Source organism: Neobacillus sp. KR4-4, from assembly GCF_042136325.1.
Classification (GTDB): Bacteria; Bacillota; Bacilli; order Bacillales; family Cytobacillaceae; genus Neobacillus.
Window position 1 is genome coordinate 34,731 of sequence record NZ_JBHHJU010000026.1, and the last position, 18,084, is coordinate 52,814.

At 38.3% G+C, this 18,084-nt stretch carries 17 protein-coding genes, 1 pseudogene and 1 riboswitch; of the genes and pseudogenes, 8 read left to right on the plus strand and 10 right to left on the minus strand.

Features of this window, described 5'->3' with window-relative positions:
- Nucleotides 1-94 precede the first annotated feature (94 nt).
- Nucleotides 95-1,132 carry an NAD-dependent epimerase/dehydratase family protein gene (locus ACE198_RS21560; protein WP_375376986.1) on the plus strand — a complete coding sequence of 346 codons (1,038 nt, stop codon included), beginning with the start codon at nt 95-97 and terminating at the stop codon, nt 1,130-1,132.
- 94 nt (nt 1,133-1,226) lie between these two features.
- Here the strand turns inward: ACE198_RS21560 and abc-f are convergent, their stop codons facing one another.
- Nucleotides 1,227-2,957, minus strand: coding sequence for a ribosomal protection-like ABC-F family protein (gene abc-f, locus ACE198_RS21565; RefSeq protein WP_375376987.1), 1,731 nt, complete (start codon nt 2,955-2,957; stop codon nt 1,227-1,229).
- Nucleotides 2,958-3,273: 316 nt separating this feature from the next.
- Complete coding sequence (gene acnA / locus ACE198_RS21570) at nt 3,274-5,979, minus strand: aconitate hydratase AcnA (protein ID WP_098576453.1); 2,706 nt, start codon at nt 5,977-5,979, stop codon at nt 3,274-3,276.
- A 330-nt stretch (nt 5,980-6,309) separates the two neighbouring features.
- On the opposite strand from acnA, the gene sspO reads away from it, so the two are divergent.
- Nucleotides 6,310-6,462: a small acid-soluble spore protein O gene (gene sspO / locus ACE198_RS21575; RefSeq protein WP_375376988.1), complete on the plus strand. Its 153-nt coding sequence runs from the start codon at nt 6,310-6,312 to the stop codon at nt 6,460-6,462.
- Nucleotides 6,463-6,556: 94 nt separating this feature from the next.
- On the opposite strand, the gene ACE198_RS21580 is transcribed toward sspO, so the two are convergent.
- Nucleotides 6,557-6,826 (minus strand): hypothetical protein, encoded by a 270-nt coding sequence (locus tag ACE198_RS21580; RefSeq protein WP_098576458.1) that lies wholly within the window; start codon nt 6,824-6,826, stop codon nt 6,557-6,559.
- Between the two features lie 112 nt (nt 6,827-6,938).
- Here ACE198_RS21580 and ACE198_RS21585 point away from each other — a divergent pair, with 112 nt between their 5' ends.
- On the plus strand, nt 6,939-7,076 hold the full coding sequence (locus tag ACE198_RS21585; RefSeq protein ID WP_098576451.1) for a small acid-soluble spore protein P: 138 nt from the start codon (nt 6,939-6,941) through the stop codon (nt 7,074-7,076).
- A gap of 91 nt (nt 7,077-7,167) precedes the next feature.
- On the opposite strand, the gene selA is transcribed toward ACE198_RS21585, so the two are convergent.
- The gene (selA, locus tag ACE198_RS21590; RefSeq protein WP_375376989.1) at nt 7,168-8,574 is read right to left on the minus strand and encodes an L-seryl-tRNA(Sec) selenium transferase; all 1,407 of its coding nucleotides are present in this window, start codon (nt 8,572-8,574) and stop codon (nt 7,168-7,170) included.
- Nucleotides 8,575-8,742: 168 nt separating this feature from the next.
- Between selA and ACE198_RS21595 the strand changes: the two genes are divergently transcribed.
- Entirely contained in the window at nt 8,743-9,141 is a 399-nt protein-coding gene (locus ACE198_RS21595) for an Hsp20/alpha crystallin family protein (protein ID WP_375376990.1), read from the plus strand.
- 104 nt (nt 9,142-9,245) lie between these two features.
- Here ACE198_RS21595 and ACE198_RS21600 read toward each other — a convergent pair.
- A pseudogene (locus tag ACE198_RS21600) lies at nt 9,246-9,431 on the minus strand (Rdx family protein); the annotation flags it as partial.
- Nucleotides 9,432-9,628: 197 nt separating this feature from the next.
- Here ACE198_RS21600 and selD point away from each other — a divergent pair.
- Nucleotides 9,629-10,681 carry a selenide, water dikinase SelD gene (gene selD, locus ACE198_RS21605; RefSeq protein WP_375376991.1) on the plus strand — a complete coding sequence of 351 codons (1,053 nt, stop codon included), beginning with the start codon at nt 9,629-9,631 and terminating at the stop codon, nt 10,679-10,681.
- Nucleotides 10,682-10,720: 39 nt separating this feature from the next.
- Here the strand turns inward: selD and ACE198_RS21610 are convergent, their stop codons facing one another.
- On the minus strand, nt 10,721-11,665 hold the full coding sequence (locus ACE198_RS21610; protein ID WP_375376992.1) for an L-threonine 3-dehydrogenase: 945 nt from the start codon (nt 11,663-11,665) through the stop codon (nt 10,721-10,723).
- A gap of 43 nt (nt 11,666-11,708) precedes the next feature.
- Nucleotides 11,709-12,902: a glycine C-acetyltransferase gene (locus tag ACE198_RS21615; RefSeq protein WP_098576445.1), complete on the minus strand. Its 1,194-nt coding sequence runs from the start codon at nt 12,900-12,902 to the stop codon at nt 11,709-11,711.
- Between the two features lie 324 nt (nt 12,903-13,226).
- Here ACE198_RS21615 and ACE198_RS21620 point away from each other — a divergent pair, with 324 nt between their 5' ends.
- Complete coding sequence (locus ACE198_RS21620; protein WP_098576444.1) at nt 13,227-13,514, plus strand: hypothetical protein; 288 nt, start codon at nt 13,227-13,229, stop codon at nt 13,512-13,514.
- A gap of 121 nt (nt 13,515-13,635) precedes the next feature.
- On the opposite strand, the gene ACE198_RS21625 is transcribed toward ACE198_RS21620, so the two are convergent.
- Nucleotides 13,636-14,598, minus strand: coding sequence for an NAD(P)H-dependent flavin oxidoreductase (locus ACE198_RS21625; protein ID WP_375376993.1), 963 nt, complete (start codon nt 14,596-14,598; stop codon nt 13,636-13,638).
- Between the two features lie 251 nt (nt 14,599-14,849).
- A riboswitch (purine riboswitch) is annotated at nt 14,850-14,951 on the plus strand.
- Between the two features lie 136 nt (nt 14,952-15,087).
- On the opposite strand from ACE198_RS21625, the gene ACE198_RS21630 reads away from it, so the two are divergent.
- Both ACE198_RS21630 and ACE198_RS21635 read left to right on the plus strand, forming a co-directional pair.
- Entirely contained in the window at nt 15,088-15,681 is a 594-nt protein-coding gene (locus ACE198_RS21630) for a xanthine phosphoribosyltransferase (protein WP_098576442.1), read from the plus strand.
- Nucleotides 15,681-16,994: a nucleobase:cation symporter-2 family protein gene (locus tag ACE198_RS21635; protein ID WP_251459797.1), complete on the plus strand. Its 1,314-nt coding sequence runs from the start codon at nt 15,681-15,683 to the stop codon at nt 16,992-16,994. Before ACE198_RS21630 ends, ACE198_RS21635 begins: the two co-directional genes overlap by 1 nt.
- A gap of 88 nt (nt 16,995-17,082) precedes the next feature.
- On the opposite strand, the gene ACE198_RS21640 is transcribed toward ACE198_RS21635, so the two are convergent.
- Together ACE198_RS21640 and ACE198_RS21645 are read right to left on the minus strand one after the other, a co-directional pair.
- Nucleotides 17,083-17,310, minus strand: a complete 228-nt coding sequence (locus ACE198_RS21640) for a spore germination protein (RefSeq protein WP_375376994.1) — start codon at nt 17,308-17,310, stop codon at nt 17,083-17,085.
- A 110-nt stretch (nt 17,311-17,420) separates the two neighbouring features.
- Nucleotides 17,421-17,906: a hypothetical protein gene (locus ACE198_RS21645; protein WP_375376995.1), complete on the minus strand. Its 486-nt coding sequence runs from the start codon at nt 17,904-17,906 to the stop codon at nt 17,421-17,423.
- Nucleotides 17,907-18,084: the final 178 nt, after the last annotated feature.

An 18,084-nucleotide genomic window follows, 5' to 3' on the forward strand; every position in this document is an offset into this window, starting at 1 on the left:
CAATACTTTCATTTTTTTATTCGTCTCTATGATAAGTTAACTAAATTGTTCGAAAATTTGTTAAAATAGAAGCATGAATGAAGGAGGGATATTTTTGAAGATACTTGTTTTAGGTGGAAGCCGCTTTTTAGGGAAAACGTTCGTAGAAGAAGCTTTAAAACGAAACCATGAAGTCACCATATTTAATCGTGGTATTCAAAGTCCCGGAATTAAGGATATCGAAGTCCTTTACGGAAATCGATTTGGAAATTTGAAAGCGCTTCAAAACCGCTATTGGGATGCCGTACTTGATACAAGCGGGTTTATCCCCTATACAGTCCAGAACACAACAAACTTATTAAAAGACCAGGTCCAGCATTATACGTTTATTTCGAGTATTTCTGTCTATCAAGATTGGATTCAAGAGAATTTAGATGAAAACTACCCTGTCTTGGAAATGTCAATCGAGGAAGCAAATCAGCTTTCCATGGATGCAGACGGACCCATCTATCAATATTACGGACACTTTAAGGCTTTATGTGAACAAATAGCTGAGAAAAATATGCCGGGGCGTGTGTTAAATATACGTGCTGGTCAATTAATTGGACCAAATGATTATACGGACCGTGTCCCTTATTGGGTAAATAGAATGGCAAAAGGCGGCAAGGTTCTGGTCCCAGGAAATCCAAACCGCCGGGTGCAGATGATTGACAACAAAGACCTGGCTAATTGGATCCTCGATATGGAAGAACAGCGCTCCTCTGGAACGTTTAATGCAACGGGTCCGGATTATCCATTAACAATAAAAGAGTTTGTCGATACATGTATGAAAGTGACAGGTTCAAATGCAGACGTGGTTTGGGCCGAAGAACAATTTCTTTTGGATCAAAATGTAGCCCCATGGACGGAAATGCCGCTGTGGGTACCCGAGAATTCTCCATTGTCACCTGAGTCAGTGGAGCCATGGAAAGGTGCATTTTCTATCAATGTTGATAAAGCCATTCAGAGTGGTCTTTCATACAGGCCTCTTGAAGATAGTATCACTGATATTTATGAATGGGAGAAAACCCGCCAACTGGCTGAGGATGAGTGGAATGCTGGGATACGCGCAGATAAAGAGAAAGAACTTCTAAATTTATTGGCTAAAAATTGAGCTGGTTTATACTGTCTTAGTCTGAAATATAAATAGTCCTCAATAGAAAATATTGAGGACCTTTAATTTTAGGCTAGTGATGGGCTGTATTCTTTTAGCCCATTAGTTTTCGTTTTTGCTTAAGTAAATCATTAAATTCTTTGTCTAACTCAGTATATCTAGCGTCTTTTTGATCCATGAACGATAACTCACCTAAGACAGATGCAATCTTGTTTTCAATTATTAAGAGTGATTCTCTCAATGCGTCCTCATTGGTTCCCTCCTGATTTAAATACTCCTCAGGTTTCATCTCAATTCGTCGAATTTGCTGATTTTCAAATACAATCAGCCGGTCACAAAGCTTATTGAGGAAGTAATAGTCATGAGAAACGGTAATAATCGTCCCAGTAAACTCTGCTAACGTATTTTCAAGCTGCTCCCTGCTCGGTAAGTCTAGATGATTGGTTGGTTCGTCAAGAATGAGAACGTCATATTCTTTCATTAACATATCAACTAGTTTTATTCTCGTTCGTTCCCCTAAACTCAATGTTCCAATTGGCTTAGTGATCAACGGCTCCTTTAAGCCTACATTGGCTAATAGAGTTCTCGCTTTCAGCACACTCTCACGATCAGTGAATCCTAGAGCTTCAATAGCCGTTTTTTCGACAGGCAACTCATCAACATCTTGACTTAAATAAGCAATTTTTATGGAATCGCTGCTCCACAACTCCCCATTAGAATAACCCTCTTGACCTAATATCATTTTTATAAGTGTCGTTTTACCGCATCCATTTTCACCCAAGAGTCCCAAGCGGTCGCCATAATTAATAAAGAAGTTGGATTTTTGAAAAAGTGTTCGATTGTCGAACAATTTGGACAAGTTCTTAGCCTCGACAATTCTTTTGCCTCTTTTCCCTTGTGTGTCAAACTGAAACCTAATTTGTACTTCATCTAAAGGCTTTTCCAGCTTATTTTTTTCCAACTCATTTTGCAGTCGTTTCATTTTTGATTTTACTTGATTGTCTGTTTTTTTAGCCTTTACCCGATGATATTCCTTAAACCCATTTTGTCTTTTGCTTGGTCCTTTCCCTTTTTTTGTAGATTCGCGATGGGCTTTTTCGGACCACGATTTTAACTGAGTAATTTGTGTTTCCACTTCTTTTATTTTTTGCTGCTGGACATCATATTGGTGTCTTTCATTTTCAATTTGTAGCTTCTTCTCTTTTCGATAGTCACTATAGTTTCCATTGTAAAAATTAATTTTGCTATTTTCTAATTCAAAAATTCTAGTTACCGTTTTATCTAAAAAATGTCGATCATGCGAGATGATTAGGACGGGGCCTCGGAACTTCTCTAATTCAGAAACCAACCACTCGATCCCTTTAAAATCTAAATGGTTCGTAGGTTCATCCAATATTAAAAAGTCTGGTTTTGAAGCCCAAACCATTGCTAATGCTAACTTTAACTTTTCCCCGCCACTTAAATGTTCTAAACGCTCTTCTTCCCAGTTATAAACCTTCGTGAGACCTAACATGCTGGCATGCTCGAGCAAATGACTTTTGGTTTTTCCTGATAAAGACTGCTGAAAATCATTAACCTGATAATCAATGGATTGGGAAAGATAGCCAATTGTTAAATCTTTTGATTTTTCTACAATGCCTTTTTCTGGTGCAATTTTCCCGAAAAGGATATTGGCCAAAGTGGTTTTTCCTGTTCCATTATAGCCAACAAGCCCGATCCGTTCTCCGTTTTTTATATCAAAATGAATATTATCCAATACCTTTTTTAAATGAAAACTTTTTTCTATGTCGATTACTTTTAATACAATTTGCTGATTTCTAAGCATTAAAAAACTCCCTTCACAAGAACCTGAAGAGAGATTTATGTCATATTTATCGCTTTAGGAGCAACACAAATAAACCCGTTAATGGTTTGATTGTGTTCGCATTTATACGATTTGGACATAAAAAAGGACATACTAATCCTATTCTTCAGGTTCAACATTTTTCGTTATTCGAATCATGTCTGAAAAATAAGATTATAATTTCATCGGCCCTTAATCATTCCTTTTCGTTTGTTATTTATATTTTATTAAAAAGAGCTAAAGATTGTCAATCCTTTCAATAAAAAACACCATGCCAAGTGGCATGGTGTTATCAATATTAAGCTTGTAATTTTTCACGTAGAACCATTGGAAGAATTCCACCGTGACGGTAGTAATCAATTTCAACTTCTGAGTCAAAACGAACAAGAACTTCAAATTCTTTCTTGTTACCAGCTTCGTCAGTTGCTGTTACTTTAAGAAGGTCACGTGGTTTAACATCTTCGCCTACTTGAACATCGATGGTTTCTTTACCAGTTAAACCAAGTGTTTCAGCGCTTTCGCCATCTTTAAATTGAAGTGGAAGCACACCCATTAACACAAGGTTTGAACGGTGAATACGTTCAAAGCTTTCAGCAAGAACTGTTTTAATTCCTAGAAGGTTAGTTCCCTTCGCAGCCCAGTCACGTGAAGAGCCCATTCCGTAATCTTTACCAGCAAGAACAATGAGTCCAGTACCGTTTTCTTTGTACTTCATGCAAGCATCATAAATCGATGTAACTTCACCAGTTGGCCAGTAAGTAGTGAAACCACCTTCTGTACCTGGTGCGATTTGGTTACGAATACGAATGTTTGCAAATGTTCCACGCATCATTACTTCATGGTTACCACGACGGGAACCATAAGAGTTAAAGTCACGAATCGCAACGCCTTTTTCAAGTAGATATTTCCCTGCTGGCGTATTTTTACCAATAGCACCTGCTGGTGAAATATGGTCAGTTGTTACAGAATCACCAAACTTACCTACTACACGAAGTCCTGTTAATGGTTCAACAGTACCTGGTTCTGGTGATAAGCCTTCAAAGAACGGTGGATTAGCAATATATGTTGAATCTTCATCCCAAGTATATAATGGCTCATTGCTTGTTTTGATCTCGTTCCAACGTTCGTTGTCACCAAACACGTTCGCATATTCGCTCCGGAATAATTCAGGAGTAACTGTGCGTTTTACTACATCATTAACTTCTGCAGTGGATGGCCAAATATCTTTGAAGAATACATCGTTTCCATCTTTATCCTTACCAATTGCTTCAGAAGCGAAGTCGATGTTTACAGTACCAGCAAGGGCGTAAGCAACAACTAATGGTGGTGAAGCAAGGTAGTTTGCTTTTACAAGCGGATGAATACGGCCTTCGAAGTTACGGTTACCAGAAAGTACTGAAGTAACTAATAGATCGTTTTCAGCGATTGTTTTTTCAATTTCTTCTTTTAATGGACCGGAGTTACCGATACATGTTGTACAGCCGTAACCAACTAGATTGAAGCCGATTTGCTCTAGGTATGGAAGTAAGCCAGAATCACGAAGATATCCAGTTACTACCTTAGATCCTGGTGCTAATGATGTTTTTACGAATTTTGGAACTTCCATTCCTAATTCAACAGCTTTCTTCGCAACCAATCCAGCACCTACTAGGACGTACGGGTTAGATGTATTTGTACAGCTTGTGATCGATGCAATCGCAACTGCACCAGTTTTAATAGTAGTTTCGTCGCCATTGTTAAATTTAACTGTAGCGGACTTATCAAGTTCATCTGCTTGTAAGCCAAAGCCTTGGTTTCCTTGTGGTGCAGAAACAGCTTTAACGAATTCTTCTTTCATTTTTGAAAGTGGGAGTAAATCTTGTGGACGCTTAGGACCAGAAAGATTTGCTTCAATTTCAGAAAGTTCGATTTCAACTACATTTGTGTAAACTGGCTCAAATGAAGGATCAAAGAATAAGCCATTAGCTTTGCAGTATTGTTCAACCACATTAATTTGATCTTCTTCACGGCCTGTTAAACGTAAATATGCTAGTGATTCATCATCAATTGGGAAGAATCCGCATGTAGCACCGTATTCAGGAGCCATGTTTGCAATCGTTGCACGGTCAGCAAGTGGAAGTACAGATACACCCGGGCCGAAGAATTCAACGAATTTACCAACTACACCCTTACTGCGAAGTACTTGAGTTACTTTTAATGCTAAGTCTGTTGCGGTTGCTCCATTTGGAAGTTCGCCCGTTAACTTAACACCAACAACTTCAGGTACTGGGAAGTAAGAAGGCTGTCCTAACATGCCAGCTTCAGCTTCAATACCGCCAACGCCCCAGCCTAGAACACCAATACCATTGATCATTGTTGTATGTGAGTCTGTTCCTACTAAAGTATCTGGATATGCTTCTAATTCACCATCTACTTCAGCTACGTGAACAACGTCAGCCAAGTATTCAAGGTTTACTTGGTGAACGATACCTGTTGCAGGCGGAACGGCACGATAGTTGTTGAATGATTTTTGTGCCCAGCTAAGAAACTGGTAACGCTCTGCATTCCGTTCAAATTCTAAATCCATGTTCACTCGTAAAGAATCACTAGATCCATAAGCATCAACTTGAACAGAGTGATCGATAACAAGGTCTACAGTTTTTTCTGGATTAATTTTGTCTGGGTCCCCGCCTAGGTCAGCCATTGCTTTTCTTAGTGAAGCAAGGTCTACCACTGCTGGAACTCCTGTGAAGTCTTGAAGAATTACACGTGAAGGTTTGAATGGAACATCCACTTCTTTCAGTTCAGCTGTTCCCCATTTAGCTAAGTTTTCAACGTGCTCTTTTGCGATTACGCGGCCATCATATTGGCGAAGTACAGATTCAAGTAAAACTTTTACTGAGTAAGGCAATTTAGAAACGTTGCCGATTCCTGCCTCTTCAAGTGCACTTAGACGGTAATAGTGATAACGTTTACCATTGGCTTCAAAAGAAGCTCGTGCGTTAAATACATCGTTTTTAACCATGTGTTATAAACCCCCTCATTCGTCATAATTCACTAAAATAAATGAAAAGTCGAAAAGTCTGAATTTTCCCATCCGTCTTAACTTTTCTCACAATTCTTATCTTAATACAACCTAATTCATAAGTAAATAACAAGAAAGTTATTGTGATTGATAAGTTTAACTTATGTTTTTTTATGTATTTTGTTCTGAAAATTCAAAAAACACCATCTGTGTTAATATAGATGTTGGTAGGGAAAAAACGAAATTTTCACTAATATTATCTCAAAAAAACTTTTCTTTGTCATTATTTTTGCTATGCAGGAAATAGTAATGTTGTAGGAGGTGATTACTATGGTGAAACGAAAGTCTAATCATGTAATTCCAGGGATGAATGCAGCTAAAGGCCAAGGAAAAGGCGCCGGCTTTAATGAGGAATTTGCCAGTGAGTCTGAATTAACCACCAAAGAAAGAATGAATAACAAAAAACGGAAAAAGAATCAATAGTAAAAAGCGGAAGCGCAATGCTTATGACCGCGAAACCCTAAGCACTTCAACTGAATTCAGAAAAGGAAAGCAGGCGATCTCCCGCCTGCTTTTCTTACTCCACTTGATTGACTTCTGACACCATGGTTGATAAATCCTGTTGGAACCGTTCTAACTGTGCCCGTTGATGTTCTGATGCTACTTCCATGGCATTTGAAATCTGCTGATAGGCTTCATTTACTTCATCCTTCAGATGTTTCAGTTGATGGCCATAACTTGCACTATCACTCACGATGGTTTCATATAGTCCTTGGGCATTCTCATACCCTTGTTGTGCTGCTTGAAATGCTTGTTGTTTATCTTTGTGGTAAGGAAACTTTTGCATGAGCATCTTTCACTCCTTCATTTTGTTTACAGTTAAATTGCACAGAACTACAAAAAATATACGGTATAAAAGGACTTAATGACTGCATCCTAACATATAGGAGGGATGAAAAATGAACAAAAACGATGGCAAAGACATGAGAAAAAATGCACCAAAACAATCTGGCCAGCCTGAGCCGCTTAGTGGTTCTAAAAAGGTAAAGAATCGCAACCATACAAGGGCCAAACATAATACCCATCATGATATGTAGTTACCCGAAGCACCTATAGGTTTTTGGGCACTAAATTCTCTATATAAAGCCCCAGCACTAAGATGAAGTGCTGGGGCTCCAGGTTTATATTCTAAATATTAATAAAAGCTTGTAGTAGGTGCTTTTCTTCTTCAGGCGTCACTGTTCGTAAATCAATGATAAATTCATCTTTTTGGATCCGTCCGACAATAGCCGGCTTCACTTCTGTGCGTAGTTTTTTGCTAAGCTGGTCTGCACTCAGAGTACTGTGTTTCAAAGCGATCACCATCGTTGGAAGCTCCACATCAGGCATCGTTCCTCCACCCACTTGACTGGTTGCCTCAGTAATTTTCGTAACATACTTTCCGGTATTTTGTAATAAATTTGTAACAAAAGACTTAGATCGAACGTCTAATTCTTCAAGTGGTACAAATAAATCTCGAAGCGTTGGAATATTTACCAGTCCTGTTTCACCACGGGCATAATCAATTAATGTTCCTTCTAATGCAGCTAACGTCATTTTATCGACACGCAGAACTCGTGCCAATTGATGTTTTTTCAAACGGTCAATAATTTCTTTTTTACCAGCAATAATCCCTGCCTGTGGTCCGCCAAGGAGCTTGTCTCCACTAAAAGATACAACATCTGCCCCTAACCCAATGACCTCTTTTACGACAGGTTCCTCACCAATTCCATGCTTCCTGAAATCGTATATGGCACCACTTCCTAGATCTTCATAAAAAATGACATCTTCCAAACGTTTTGTAAGATGAACAAGTTCTTCTGTTTCGACCGTTTTGGTAAAACCAATCACTTTAAAATTACTCGTATGAACTTTCATGACAATTGCTGTGTCTGGGCTGACTGCTTTTTCATAATCAAATAAATGCGTTTTATTGGTGGTGCCCACTTCAACTAGGTTTGCCCCACTCTCTTCCATGATTGATGAAATTCGAAAGGAACCGCCAATTTCAACAAGCTGCCCTCTCGAAACAATGACTTCTTTTTGAAGAGCGAGGGCTCTTAAAACAAGATAAACAGCAGAAGCATTATTATTAACCACCATGGCTGCTTCAGCCCCAGTGATTTCTTTAATTAAGCTTTCAACATGACTATGTCGTGAGCCTCTTTCGCCTTCAGATAACTTATACTCTAGGTTGGAATAGTTCCTTGCCGTCTCAATCATATGGCTGATCGCGTTTTCACTCAATCTAGCCCTTCCTAAATTTGTATGTAAAATAGTGCCTGTTGCGTTGATCACTTTTTCAATCGTATAAGAATACTGTTTCTTAATATTTGATTCGAGGATAGAAAATAGGTCGTCAAGAAAATCGTTGGTCCCTGGTCTCGCACCTGGCCAATCATCATAAAGAATTGCCCCCCTAATGCTTTCAAGACAATCTTTAAGTTGTTTGGTCAAATGTAGTTGATCCAACTGACTTTCATTAAGTAGATTCAAAAACCTCTGATGATTTTGAAGTTCATGGACCGCTGGGATGGAGCGTAGCCATTCTTTCAAGATAAAAACTCCTTTATCCGTCGTACTCTTCTATATTATACCAAGCTTAAGAGCCCATAGATGATCGTAATTAAGAAAAGAGGCGCTTCTGCATGTCCCAATTATATCATATCATCTTCACATTTTTATCCCTTATGAATAAAATGAAACGAGCAAGGGGGATTAAATATGTCAAAAAAGAAACAACTGAAAAATAATCAAAACTTTGACTTTGAAGAAGTAGAAAAATGGCTGGAGGAATATTTTCTCGATCCACTTACGTCCTATTATGATGCAACCCAATTTCAAATCGATCTGTATGAGACAGAAAAGGAATGGATTGTTGAGGCCATTTTAAATGAATATCAAACTTCTGAATTAAAGGTTTATATAGAAGGAGATAAATTAGTGATATCAGCGTCTAAATACCCCCCTTCCAAGATCAAAAAACGAGAAAGGTCCATTAACTTTCCGTTTCAAGTCGTGAACCAGGCTGTTTATGCCACTTTTACTAACGGAATTTTAGAAGTTGTGATATCAAAAATAGATAGATGTATAGGAAAAAACAGATACATTACCCTTCCATAATTTCTTCACTATTGTGGGAATATTTTTTCGTTCCTCAAGTAACATAATCTTTTTATAAGTAAAAAAAAAAGCCCTCTAATTTATCTTGATTAGAGGGTTTCTTTTTATTTTGTGGAAATGATTTCAATCATTTCGTCTGTATCAGGAAAAATTCCTGTTTCAAGCTTGGAATAGATTTTCTCCCCATTCACGGTCACTTCAAATGCGCCCCCTGAACTTGGAATTAGTTCTAACTTTTGAATATCTCTAAAAAAATGATTGAAAAGCTCTTCCGCGAAACTCGCGGCTTTAGGTGAGTAGTTTCATTGCATGCAAAATTCTACAATAATATGGTAATTTTTCATAGAAACAGCCTCCAAAAAAATGTGTTTACTACTTCGTGATAGTGTAAATATTTTACCCTATTCCTTCTTCCACTACAATTTTTTTGTCTATCCGTGCGGATTTTTTGGGAAAGAGTTATACTATAAAAATGGAGGTGGACACGATGAGTGAACAAGATAAAGTACGCTTGACCTCTTTTTCAACAAAAGCTGGTTGAGGCTGCAAAATTGGTCCTGAGGACCTGGCGCAAGTTTTGCGTCATTTACCAAAACAAGAACCTGTTCCAGAATTATTAGTGGGACTTGATACATCTGATGATGCTGGGGTCTATCAATTAACTGACTCGATTGCACTAATTCAGACCGTGGATTACTTTACTCCTATTGTGGATGACCCTTATATGTTTGGACAAATCACCGCTGCAAACGCATTAAGTGATGTGTATGCTATGGGTGGAGAGCCTAAAACCGTCTTAAACATCGTCGGCTTCCCTATTAAAAAATTGGGCGCTGAGATGCTTTCGGAGATACTGCGTGGAGCAGCTGATAAAGTAAAGGAAGCCGGAGCGATTACCGTTGGCGGCCATTCTATTGATGACCAAGAACCTAAATTTGGATTATCTGTAACTGGAATCGTCCACCCAGATAAAGTGTGGAAAAATGTCGGTGCCCAGTCTGGTGATGTCCTTGTGTTGACCAAACCTATCGGTGTCGGAATCATCACAACTGGTATAAAAAGAAGTGCAGTAACGCCAGAACAAGAACAAACTGTGACTGACACCATGGCTGAGCTAAATAAGGTGGCGGCTGAAGTGTTAACAGAATTTCACCCTCACGCTGTCACGGATATAACTGGATTTGGATTACTAGGTCATGGAAGTGAAATGGCACGCGGCAGTCATGTCAGTTTTGAATTTTCACTCGGCCAAGTCCCTGTCCTAGAAGGTGCCCTTGAATTAGCGAAAAATGGTGTAGTTCCCGGCGGTTCGAAGGCGAATCATAAATGGTTAGCGGATGATGTTGTCTACGAGGAACTCCTTCCTGAGGAACAACTCCTCCTTTGTGATGCGATTACTTCCGGCGGTTTGTTTGTCGCTCTCAGTGAACAGGAAGCCGCGCTGTATGTGGACAAACTTCGAGCTAGTGGATTAGCACATGCTTCGATTGTAGGAAGAGTTACGGAGAAAAAGGAAAAATATATTTATGTGAAAAGATAATAAAAAAATCCTGAACCATTTTGGCTCAGGATTTTTTTATTAGAACTTCTGACGCAGTTTTTCCACCATGTCCTTGGTCATTTTATCTAAATCAAATGCGTATTTAAAGCCCCATTCCTCTTTTGCTGCTGTAGCATCAATGGAATTCGGCCAACTTTCCGCTATTTTTTGACGTTCCGGATCCACATGATACGAAATTTCAAATCCAGGAACAAACTTAGCGATGGAAGCAGCAATTTCCTCTGGATCAAAACTCATGGCCGTCACATTAAAAGCATTGCGATGGATTAATTTAGAGGATTCGGCCTCCATTAGATCAACAATGGCATTCAAGGCATCTGGCATGTACATCATATCCATATAAGTACCTTTATCAATGTAAGAAGTATATTTTCCATTTTTGACTGCTTCATAGTAAATTTCAACCGCATAATCAGTGGTTCCACCGCCAGGAAGAGCGACATAGGAAATTAATCCAGGGAAACGCAGGCCGCGGGTGTCGACTCCGAATTTGTGGAAATAGTAGTCAGACAATAATTCCCCTGCCACTTTATTGACACCGTACATCGTGGCCGGTCGCATAATTGTATCTTGAGGGGTATTGTCTTTAGGTGTTGAAGGCCCAAACGCACCAATCGAACTAGGTGTGAAAAATTGTGCTTTTAGTTCTCTTGCCGTTTCAAGTCCATTCATCAGCCCACCCATGTTTAAATTCCATGCAAATACAGGCTTCGCCTCTGCAGTTGCCGATAACAAGGCAGCTAAATGCATAACCGTATCAACATTATATTTTTTTGCTACTTCTACCATTCGGTTTCCATCTGTTACATCGACCGTCTCAAATGGGCCGCTTTGAGCAGCTTCACTCTCATTCTTTTTGATATCTGTCGCAATAACATTATCCGCTCCATAAATGTCTCGTAGTTTTAAGGTTAATTCTGATCCAATCTGTCCCAAAGCACCAGTAATTAATATACGCTTCATCGTCGTTTCACCGTCCTCTTCACTTAGCTAAAAATTGTATTTTCTATTTAATAACGCCCATTTCCTTACCTACTTTTTCATATATCGCAATTGCACGGTCGAGCATTTCTTTTGAATGTGCTGCTGTTGGCATGTTACGAACACGTCCAGTTCCTTTCGGTACCGTTGGGAAAACAATGGCCTTAGCATAAACCCCTTCTTCATTCAAACGCTTACTGAATTGTTGGGTAAGTGCTTCGTCACCAATAATACAAGGTGTAATTGGCGTTTCACTGTTACCAATATTAAAACCTAACTCTTTCAAGCCTTTTTTAAGATAATTTCCATTATCCCAAAGTTTCTCGTTAAGCTCTGTGCTTTCCATGAGAATTTCAATCGATTTCTTGCTTGCTGCTACATCTGCAGGAGTAAGTGAAGTTGAAAATAGGAATGGGCGGCTGCGAACTTTTAACCAATCAATCAGATTCTTTTTACCAGCCACATATCCGCCGACTACACCAATTGCTTTAGATAATGTGCCAATTTGAAAATCAATTTTATCAGAAAGACCAAAATGCTTTACGGTCCCTGCTCCATCACCAAGGACACCTGAACCATGGGCATCGTCGACATATGTAATTAAGTCGAATTCTTCAGCAATCTCCACGATTTCCGGCAATAAGGCAATATCGCCATCCATGGAAAAGACGCCATCTGTGATCACCATAATCTTGTTGTAAAGGCCGGACTCTTTTGCCTCTTTTGCTTTTGCACGTAAATCTTCCATATCTGAGTGATTAACACGGATGATTTTTGCTTTCGATAGACGACAGCCATCAATAATCGACGCATGGTTTAATTCATCCGATAGAATGGCATCATTTTTATCCATTACCGCAGAAATGGCTGCCATGTTACAATTGAATCCAGATTGGTAGGCAATCGCTGCTTCAGTATGTTTAAATTCAGCTAATTTTTCTTCGAGTTCCACATGCAACTTAAGTGTTCCGTTGATTGTACGAACTGCGCCTGCCCCAACGCCGTAGGATTCAATGGCTTCGGCTGCTGCATTTTTCAAACGTTCATCGGTTGCTAACCCTAAATAGTTATTAGAAGAAAGATTAACAAGTTCTCTGCCATTAATCGTGATTAGTGGACCATTGGGGCTCTCGAGTGGATCGATGACATTGTATAGACCTTTCCCCTTTAAATCCTCAAGATTTTCATTTAAAAATTGTTCTAAAATATGACTAGACATTATTCATTTCCCCCTTATAATTTGAACCTTTAATGTCATTTGCGGATAAACAGTTGTCCGTTTCAGAAGGACATTGATATTGCAGTTAAATAGCGGTATTAAAGGATTCCTATTGTATACTTTATCATAAATTTTTAAATTTGTTCATATATAGTGGACAAAAAAGAAAAATATTTTTTATATCTTTTAGATTACCCAAATCAAAATAATGTTATTTCTTAAGATCATTCACTATACATTAACTTATAAATAGATTGCTTTTCCGTTATAATGGTTTCTTGAAGACGTAGATACTCTCGATTGCTTTAAGAAAGGATGTCAACCTTGTCATTTTTATATTCTGTCTTGTATACACTTATCCTTGGTGCTTTATTTATATTTTTATTTATCTTCGCCTACGATCTCCTTTATGGTGAAAAACAAGAAAAGCAAACCAAGAAACTTCATAAATATTTTCACAAAGAGACAATTAAGAAGATCGACGTCCTCGAACGTCAGCCTCGGAAATTCACCATGTATCAAGTGACAACCAATAATGGAGTTCAAAAGATTAAAATGAAACCAGGTTATAAGGTGGTTAAGATCGTCTCAAAGGAAAAAAAGAAGAAGTAAACTCAGTTTCCCTTATGTCCTAAAATAGAGGGCCGTTTGTAGGTAATGGATGTATTCCAATCAAGTTACCACAAAGTAAAAACGCTCAGCCAAGTGGCGCTGAGCGTTTTTTACTTTTAATTTATTGACAAGGCAAGGAACTAAATTTCCCTGCATTCCGATTGAGAGTTTGTAATGCTTCTTTGTATTCGCTTTCTAAACTATTTATTATTTCAGACACTGATTCAATTTTATTTATGGCTCCGACGCCGTGCCCTGCTGACCAAATATCGCGCCATGCTTTTACGTTTGTTTCCCTTTGCATACTATCAAAGTTAACTTGAGCTTTTTTAACCAGTGTATCTGGGTTCAATCCCGCCTTTTTAATACTTGGTACCAGCATATTACACATGACACCGGAGAAAGCATCGGTTAATAGGATATCTTCTTGCGTGGATTCAACGAGCATTTCTCGGTACTCATTATTTGCCATACTTTCGGTAGCTACGATAAACCTTGTTCCCATATAAGCAAGATCTGCTCCGGCAGCTTGTGCTGCTAAAATCCCCTTCCCTGTAGAAATAGAACCTGCCAGAACAACAATGCCATCCCAGAATTTGCGAACCATATCTACAAAGGCAAAGTTATTAATTTGTCCAGCATGACCTCCCGCCCCGCTAGATACTAATATCAAGCCATCAACACCTGCTTCTGCCGCTTTTTTTGCAAATTTTAAATCACTTACATCCGAGAACACTAGACCACCATATTCATGAACAATATCAACAACTAATTTCGGACTTCCTAATGAGGTAATCACCAATTGCGGCTGGTGCTTTTTAATCAATTCAAGTTCTTCCTGCAGGCGGCCGTAGGAACTATGTACAACCATATTCATCGCCCACGGTGCAATCTTGCGGTTAGGTTCGAGAGCCCGTGCCTCCGCCAACTCTGCATTTAATTGCCCCATCCACTGATCCAGAACTTCAATTGGCCTTGCATTTGGAGCAGGAAAAGAACCAATTACCCCATTCAGACAACAATTTTTGACGAGTTCGGTGCCTGACACCAAAAACATCGGGGCTGAAATGGCCGGTAATTTCATTTGATTCCACCAGGAATCTGGAATAGATTTCCTTATTGTGCTCACCTTCTCTTTATTTTAGAATTTTCAAAATTAATTTTCTCTTTAATAGTAACTGAAAATGAATGGTTATTCAATATTTGTGTAGTTCTTTTATTTACACTTATTTAACCGCTTTCCGAGCACGAACGATTTTGATTTTAAAAACCTTATTGTTCGTTTTTTGCAAAATAATGATTGATTTCCTCTTTTTATGTGCTTTATAATGTGAATAAATTCATATGCGTTTCACTCATATAATCGCGGGGATAAGGCCCGGAAGTTTCTACCAGATTGCCGTTAACAATCTGACTATGAGTGGGTAATGGGAAAATGTGCAAACTTTTTAAGAGATGCACTCATTCCTTAACCGTTTGGACATGAAGCCCAAAGGTCATTATCTCACTCAATTATTTTGTTGTGAGGTATTGACCTTTGGGCTTTTATTATTTTAAAGGGGAGTTTTCAATCATGAGATTACTAGAAGACAAAATTAGTTCTGACGGAAAGGTTTTATCCGACCAGGTGTTAAAGGTCGATTCATTTTTAAACCATCAAATCGACCCGCAGTTAATGCTTGAGATTGGGAAAGAATTTGCGAGATTATTTGCAGAGGAAGGCATTACTAAGATTGTAACGATTGAATCCTCAGGCATTGCCCCTGCCGTGATGGCCGGTTTATATTTGAACGTTCCAGTTCTATTTGCCCGAAAGAGAAAATCATTGACACTGGTCGATGACTTACTTACGGCGTCTGTCTATTCATTTACCAAAAATGAAACAAACGAGATTTCGGTTTCCAATAAATACATGAATGAAAGTGATCGAGTACTTATCATTGATGATTTCTTAGCTAATGGTGAAGCTGCTCTTGGTTTAGTAAAAATCGTTCAACAAAGCGGTGCAAACGTTGCTGGAATTGGCATTGTCATCGAGAAATCATTTCAACACGGTGCACAAAAATTGAAGGACATGGGTTTAAGGGTTGAATCCTTAGCAAGAATTGCTTCCCTATCAAACGGAGAAGTAACATTTATCAATGAAAATGTGGAGGAATTAATCTAATGAAACAACATCCATTTAAAATTGCCTCTTTAGGCATTCAGCATGTGTTAGCGATGTACGCAGGAGCGGTAATTGTTCCACTAATCGTTGGAGGGGCTCTTAAATTTTCGGGGGAACAATTAACTTACTTGGTATCCATCGACATCTTAATGTGCGGAATTGCAACAATACTACAAGTTTGGAAGAATCGCTTTTTCGGAATCGGTTTACCAATTGTACTTGGCTGTACCTTTACTGCCGTTGGACCGATGATTGCCATTGGCGGACAGTTTGGCATTTCTGCCATTTATGGTTCCATTCTCATTTCTGGACTAATAGTCATTGTTATTTCTCAATTCTTTGGGAAGTTAATTAAGTTCTTCCCACCTGTTGTTACTGGTTCGGTTGTTACTATTATTGGGATTACATTGATCCCTGTCGCAATGAATAACATCGCTGGCGGACAAGGGAGCCCGGATTTTGGCAGCCTTTCAAATATCGGCTTAGCTTTCGGAACGTTGCTATTTATTATTTTGCTTTACCGTTTTACAAAAGGTTTTATTCGCTCCATTTCTATTTTACTAGGATTAATGGGCGGTACGGTAGTCGCATCTATTATGGGGAAAGTAAACTTTTCAGCTGTTGCTGATGCATCATGGTTCCACATGGTAAAACCATTTTATTTTGGGACCCCTACCTTTGAATGGACTCCGATCATTACGATGACACTCGTTGCAATTGTGAGTATGGTAGAATCAACAGGAGTTTATTTCGCTTTAAGTGACATCACTGGAAAAAAATTAACAGAGAAGGATTTATCTAGAGGTTATCGTGCGGAAGGTCTAGCAAGTATTATTGGTGCGATATTTAATGCATTCCCATACACAACCTATTCCCAAAACGTAGGACTTGTCCAGCTTTCAGGTGTTAAAAGCAATAACGTCATTTATACAATGGGCGGCATGTTAGTTTTTCTTGGGTTTATTCCGAAAATTGCAGCCTTTACTACAGTTATTCCAACACCTGTACTTGGTGGTGCAATGGTGGCTATGTTTGGAATGGTCATTGCTTATGGAATAAAAATGCTTGGTAACGTAGATTTTGCTTCACAAGAAAATCTCCTAATCATAGCTTGTTCAGTTGGGATGGGAATGGGCGTAACGGCCGTACCGGATATGTTTGCCCACCTGCCTGAGAGTGTTAAAATCCTTACCAGCAGCGGCATTGTCACAGGAAGTCTAACTGCAATCTTTTTAAACATTGTTTTAAACGTAACAAAGTCAACAAAGCAAATGAAGCAAGTAAATGAAGTAAATAATCAAATTGCCTCATAATAATAAAAAATAATGTAAAAGGACGATACTAAAAGGTAACGTCCTTTCTTTTTTATTTCAGGAAATGTTATCAAAAAGGCGATGCCATTCAAAGCATCGCCTTAATCATTTCTAACAGGTCTGTTATGTTTCTTTTTGTAGTGGAGCTTACTCTAGACCTTGAAGTTATATTTGTTTTTGTATTATCACTTCCAGAACCTGTATTATCCGATGTGATTGTGATTGGACTAATACAAACCGCTCCACCAAAGTTTACAATCCCACCAGAAATGGTACCGATTGATATTCCCTTTTCATTGATTGCCAAACGATTCACCCCTTCCCCTCTTTTTTACTATTATATGGACAAGGGTATTCATGTGTTTAAGCATCTAACTAAATAATTACGGCAAAAAGAAAAGAGCGCGTATGCAGCTCAATATCTATTCATTCTTGTATTTTTGGAGCTTTACAGGAACTCATTTCTAACTTACATATCCACTTATAAAAACCTAATAGTATGATCAGTAAAATTGGGTCAAGAATGGCTGCGTGCCATAACTTCCACCATCCATAATGAAAGAAACCCCACGGAGCTGGCAGCAATGTGATGGCTTCATAAATCAAAATCAGAATGATAAAAATGATAATATAAAATATTTTCTTAATGATTTTTGATTTAAATGGAAAGTAATTTAAAAAAATCATATTAACAGCGGGCACTAAAAATATATGTGGAAGCAATCCTTCCCAATCAATTTCTTTATCAAAATACCAGTATCCATGGTATTTGAATTCAACCATCACATCGAACAATACTTGGAAAGCGACCGTAAAAGTCCATATATGGACAATTTGATTACCATTTAGAAGTTTATTTTTCTTAAAAGCAAAATAATTAAATGAAATAATGGCAATTAGTAATCCAATCATATCTAATTCCTTTTTCTTTTATTTTGCCCTTGTTTTATGGAATATTATTCATCGTAAAAATTGGAGGAAGTTTGGAATGCCTGCCATCTATAGATAAATATGTTTTGTTATCTATAATATCGATTAATAAATATTATTTAAATCGATTTAATGAATTTATAATCAAAAATCATTTAAG

What these genes read in the sequence shown, in the direction of transcription:
- abc-f (WP_375376987.1), bottom strand. Translation starts at nt 2,957, where the DNA reads ATGCTTAGAAATCAGCAAATTGTATTAAAAGTAATCGACATAGAAAAA.
- acnA (WP_098576453.1), bottom strand. Translation starts at nt 5,979, where the DNA reads ATGGTTAAAAACGATGTATTTAACGCACGAGCTTCTTTTGAAGCCAAT.
- sspO (WP_375376988.1), top strand. Translation starts at nt 6,310, where the DNA reads ATGGTGAAACGAAAGTCTAATCATGTAATTCCAGGGATGAATGCAGCT.
- ACE198_RS21580 (WP_098576458.1), bottom strand. Translation starts at nt 6,826, where the DNA reads ATGCAAAAGTTTCCTTACCACAAAGATAAACAACAAGCATTTCAAGCA.
- ACE198_RS21585 (WP_098576451.1), top strand. Translation starts at nt 6,939, where the DNA reads ATGAACAAAAACGATGGCAAAGACATGAGAAAAAATGCACCAAAACAA.
- ACE198_RS21595 (WP_375376990.1), top strand. Translation starts at nt 8,743, where the DNA reads ATGTCAAAAAAGAAACAACTGAAAAATAATCAAAACTTTGACTTTGAA.
- ACE198_RS21610 (WP_375376992.1), bottom strand. Translation starts at nt 11,665, where the DNA reads ATGAAGCGTATATTAATTACTGGTGCTTTGGGACAGATTGGATCAGAA.
- ACE198_RS21615 (WP_098576445.1), bottom strand. Translation starts at nt 12,902, where the DNA reads ATGTCTAGTCATATTTTAGAACAATTTTTAAATGAAAATCTTGAGGAT.
- ACE198_RS21625 (WP_375376993.1), bottom strand. Translation starts at nt 14,598, where the DNA reads ATGAAATTACCGGCCATTTCAGCCCCGATGTTTTTGGTGTCAGGCACC.
- ACE198_RS21630 (WP_098576442.1), top strand. Translation starts at nt 15,088, where the DNA reads ATGAGATTACTAGAAGACAAAATTAGTTCTGACGGAAAGGTTTTATCC.
- ACE198_RS21635 (WP_251459797.1), top strand. Translation starts at nt 15,681, where the DNA reads ATGAAACAACATCCATTTAAAATTGCCTCTTTAGGCATTCAGCATGTG.
- ACE198_RS21645 (WP_375376995.1), bottom strand. Translation starts at nt 17,906, where the DNA reads ATGATTGGATTACTAATTGCCATTATTTCATTTAATTATTTTGCTTTT.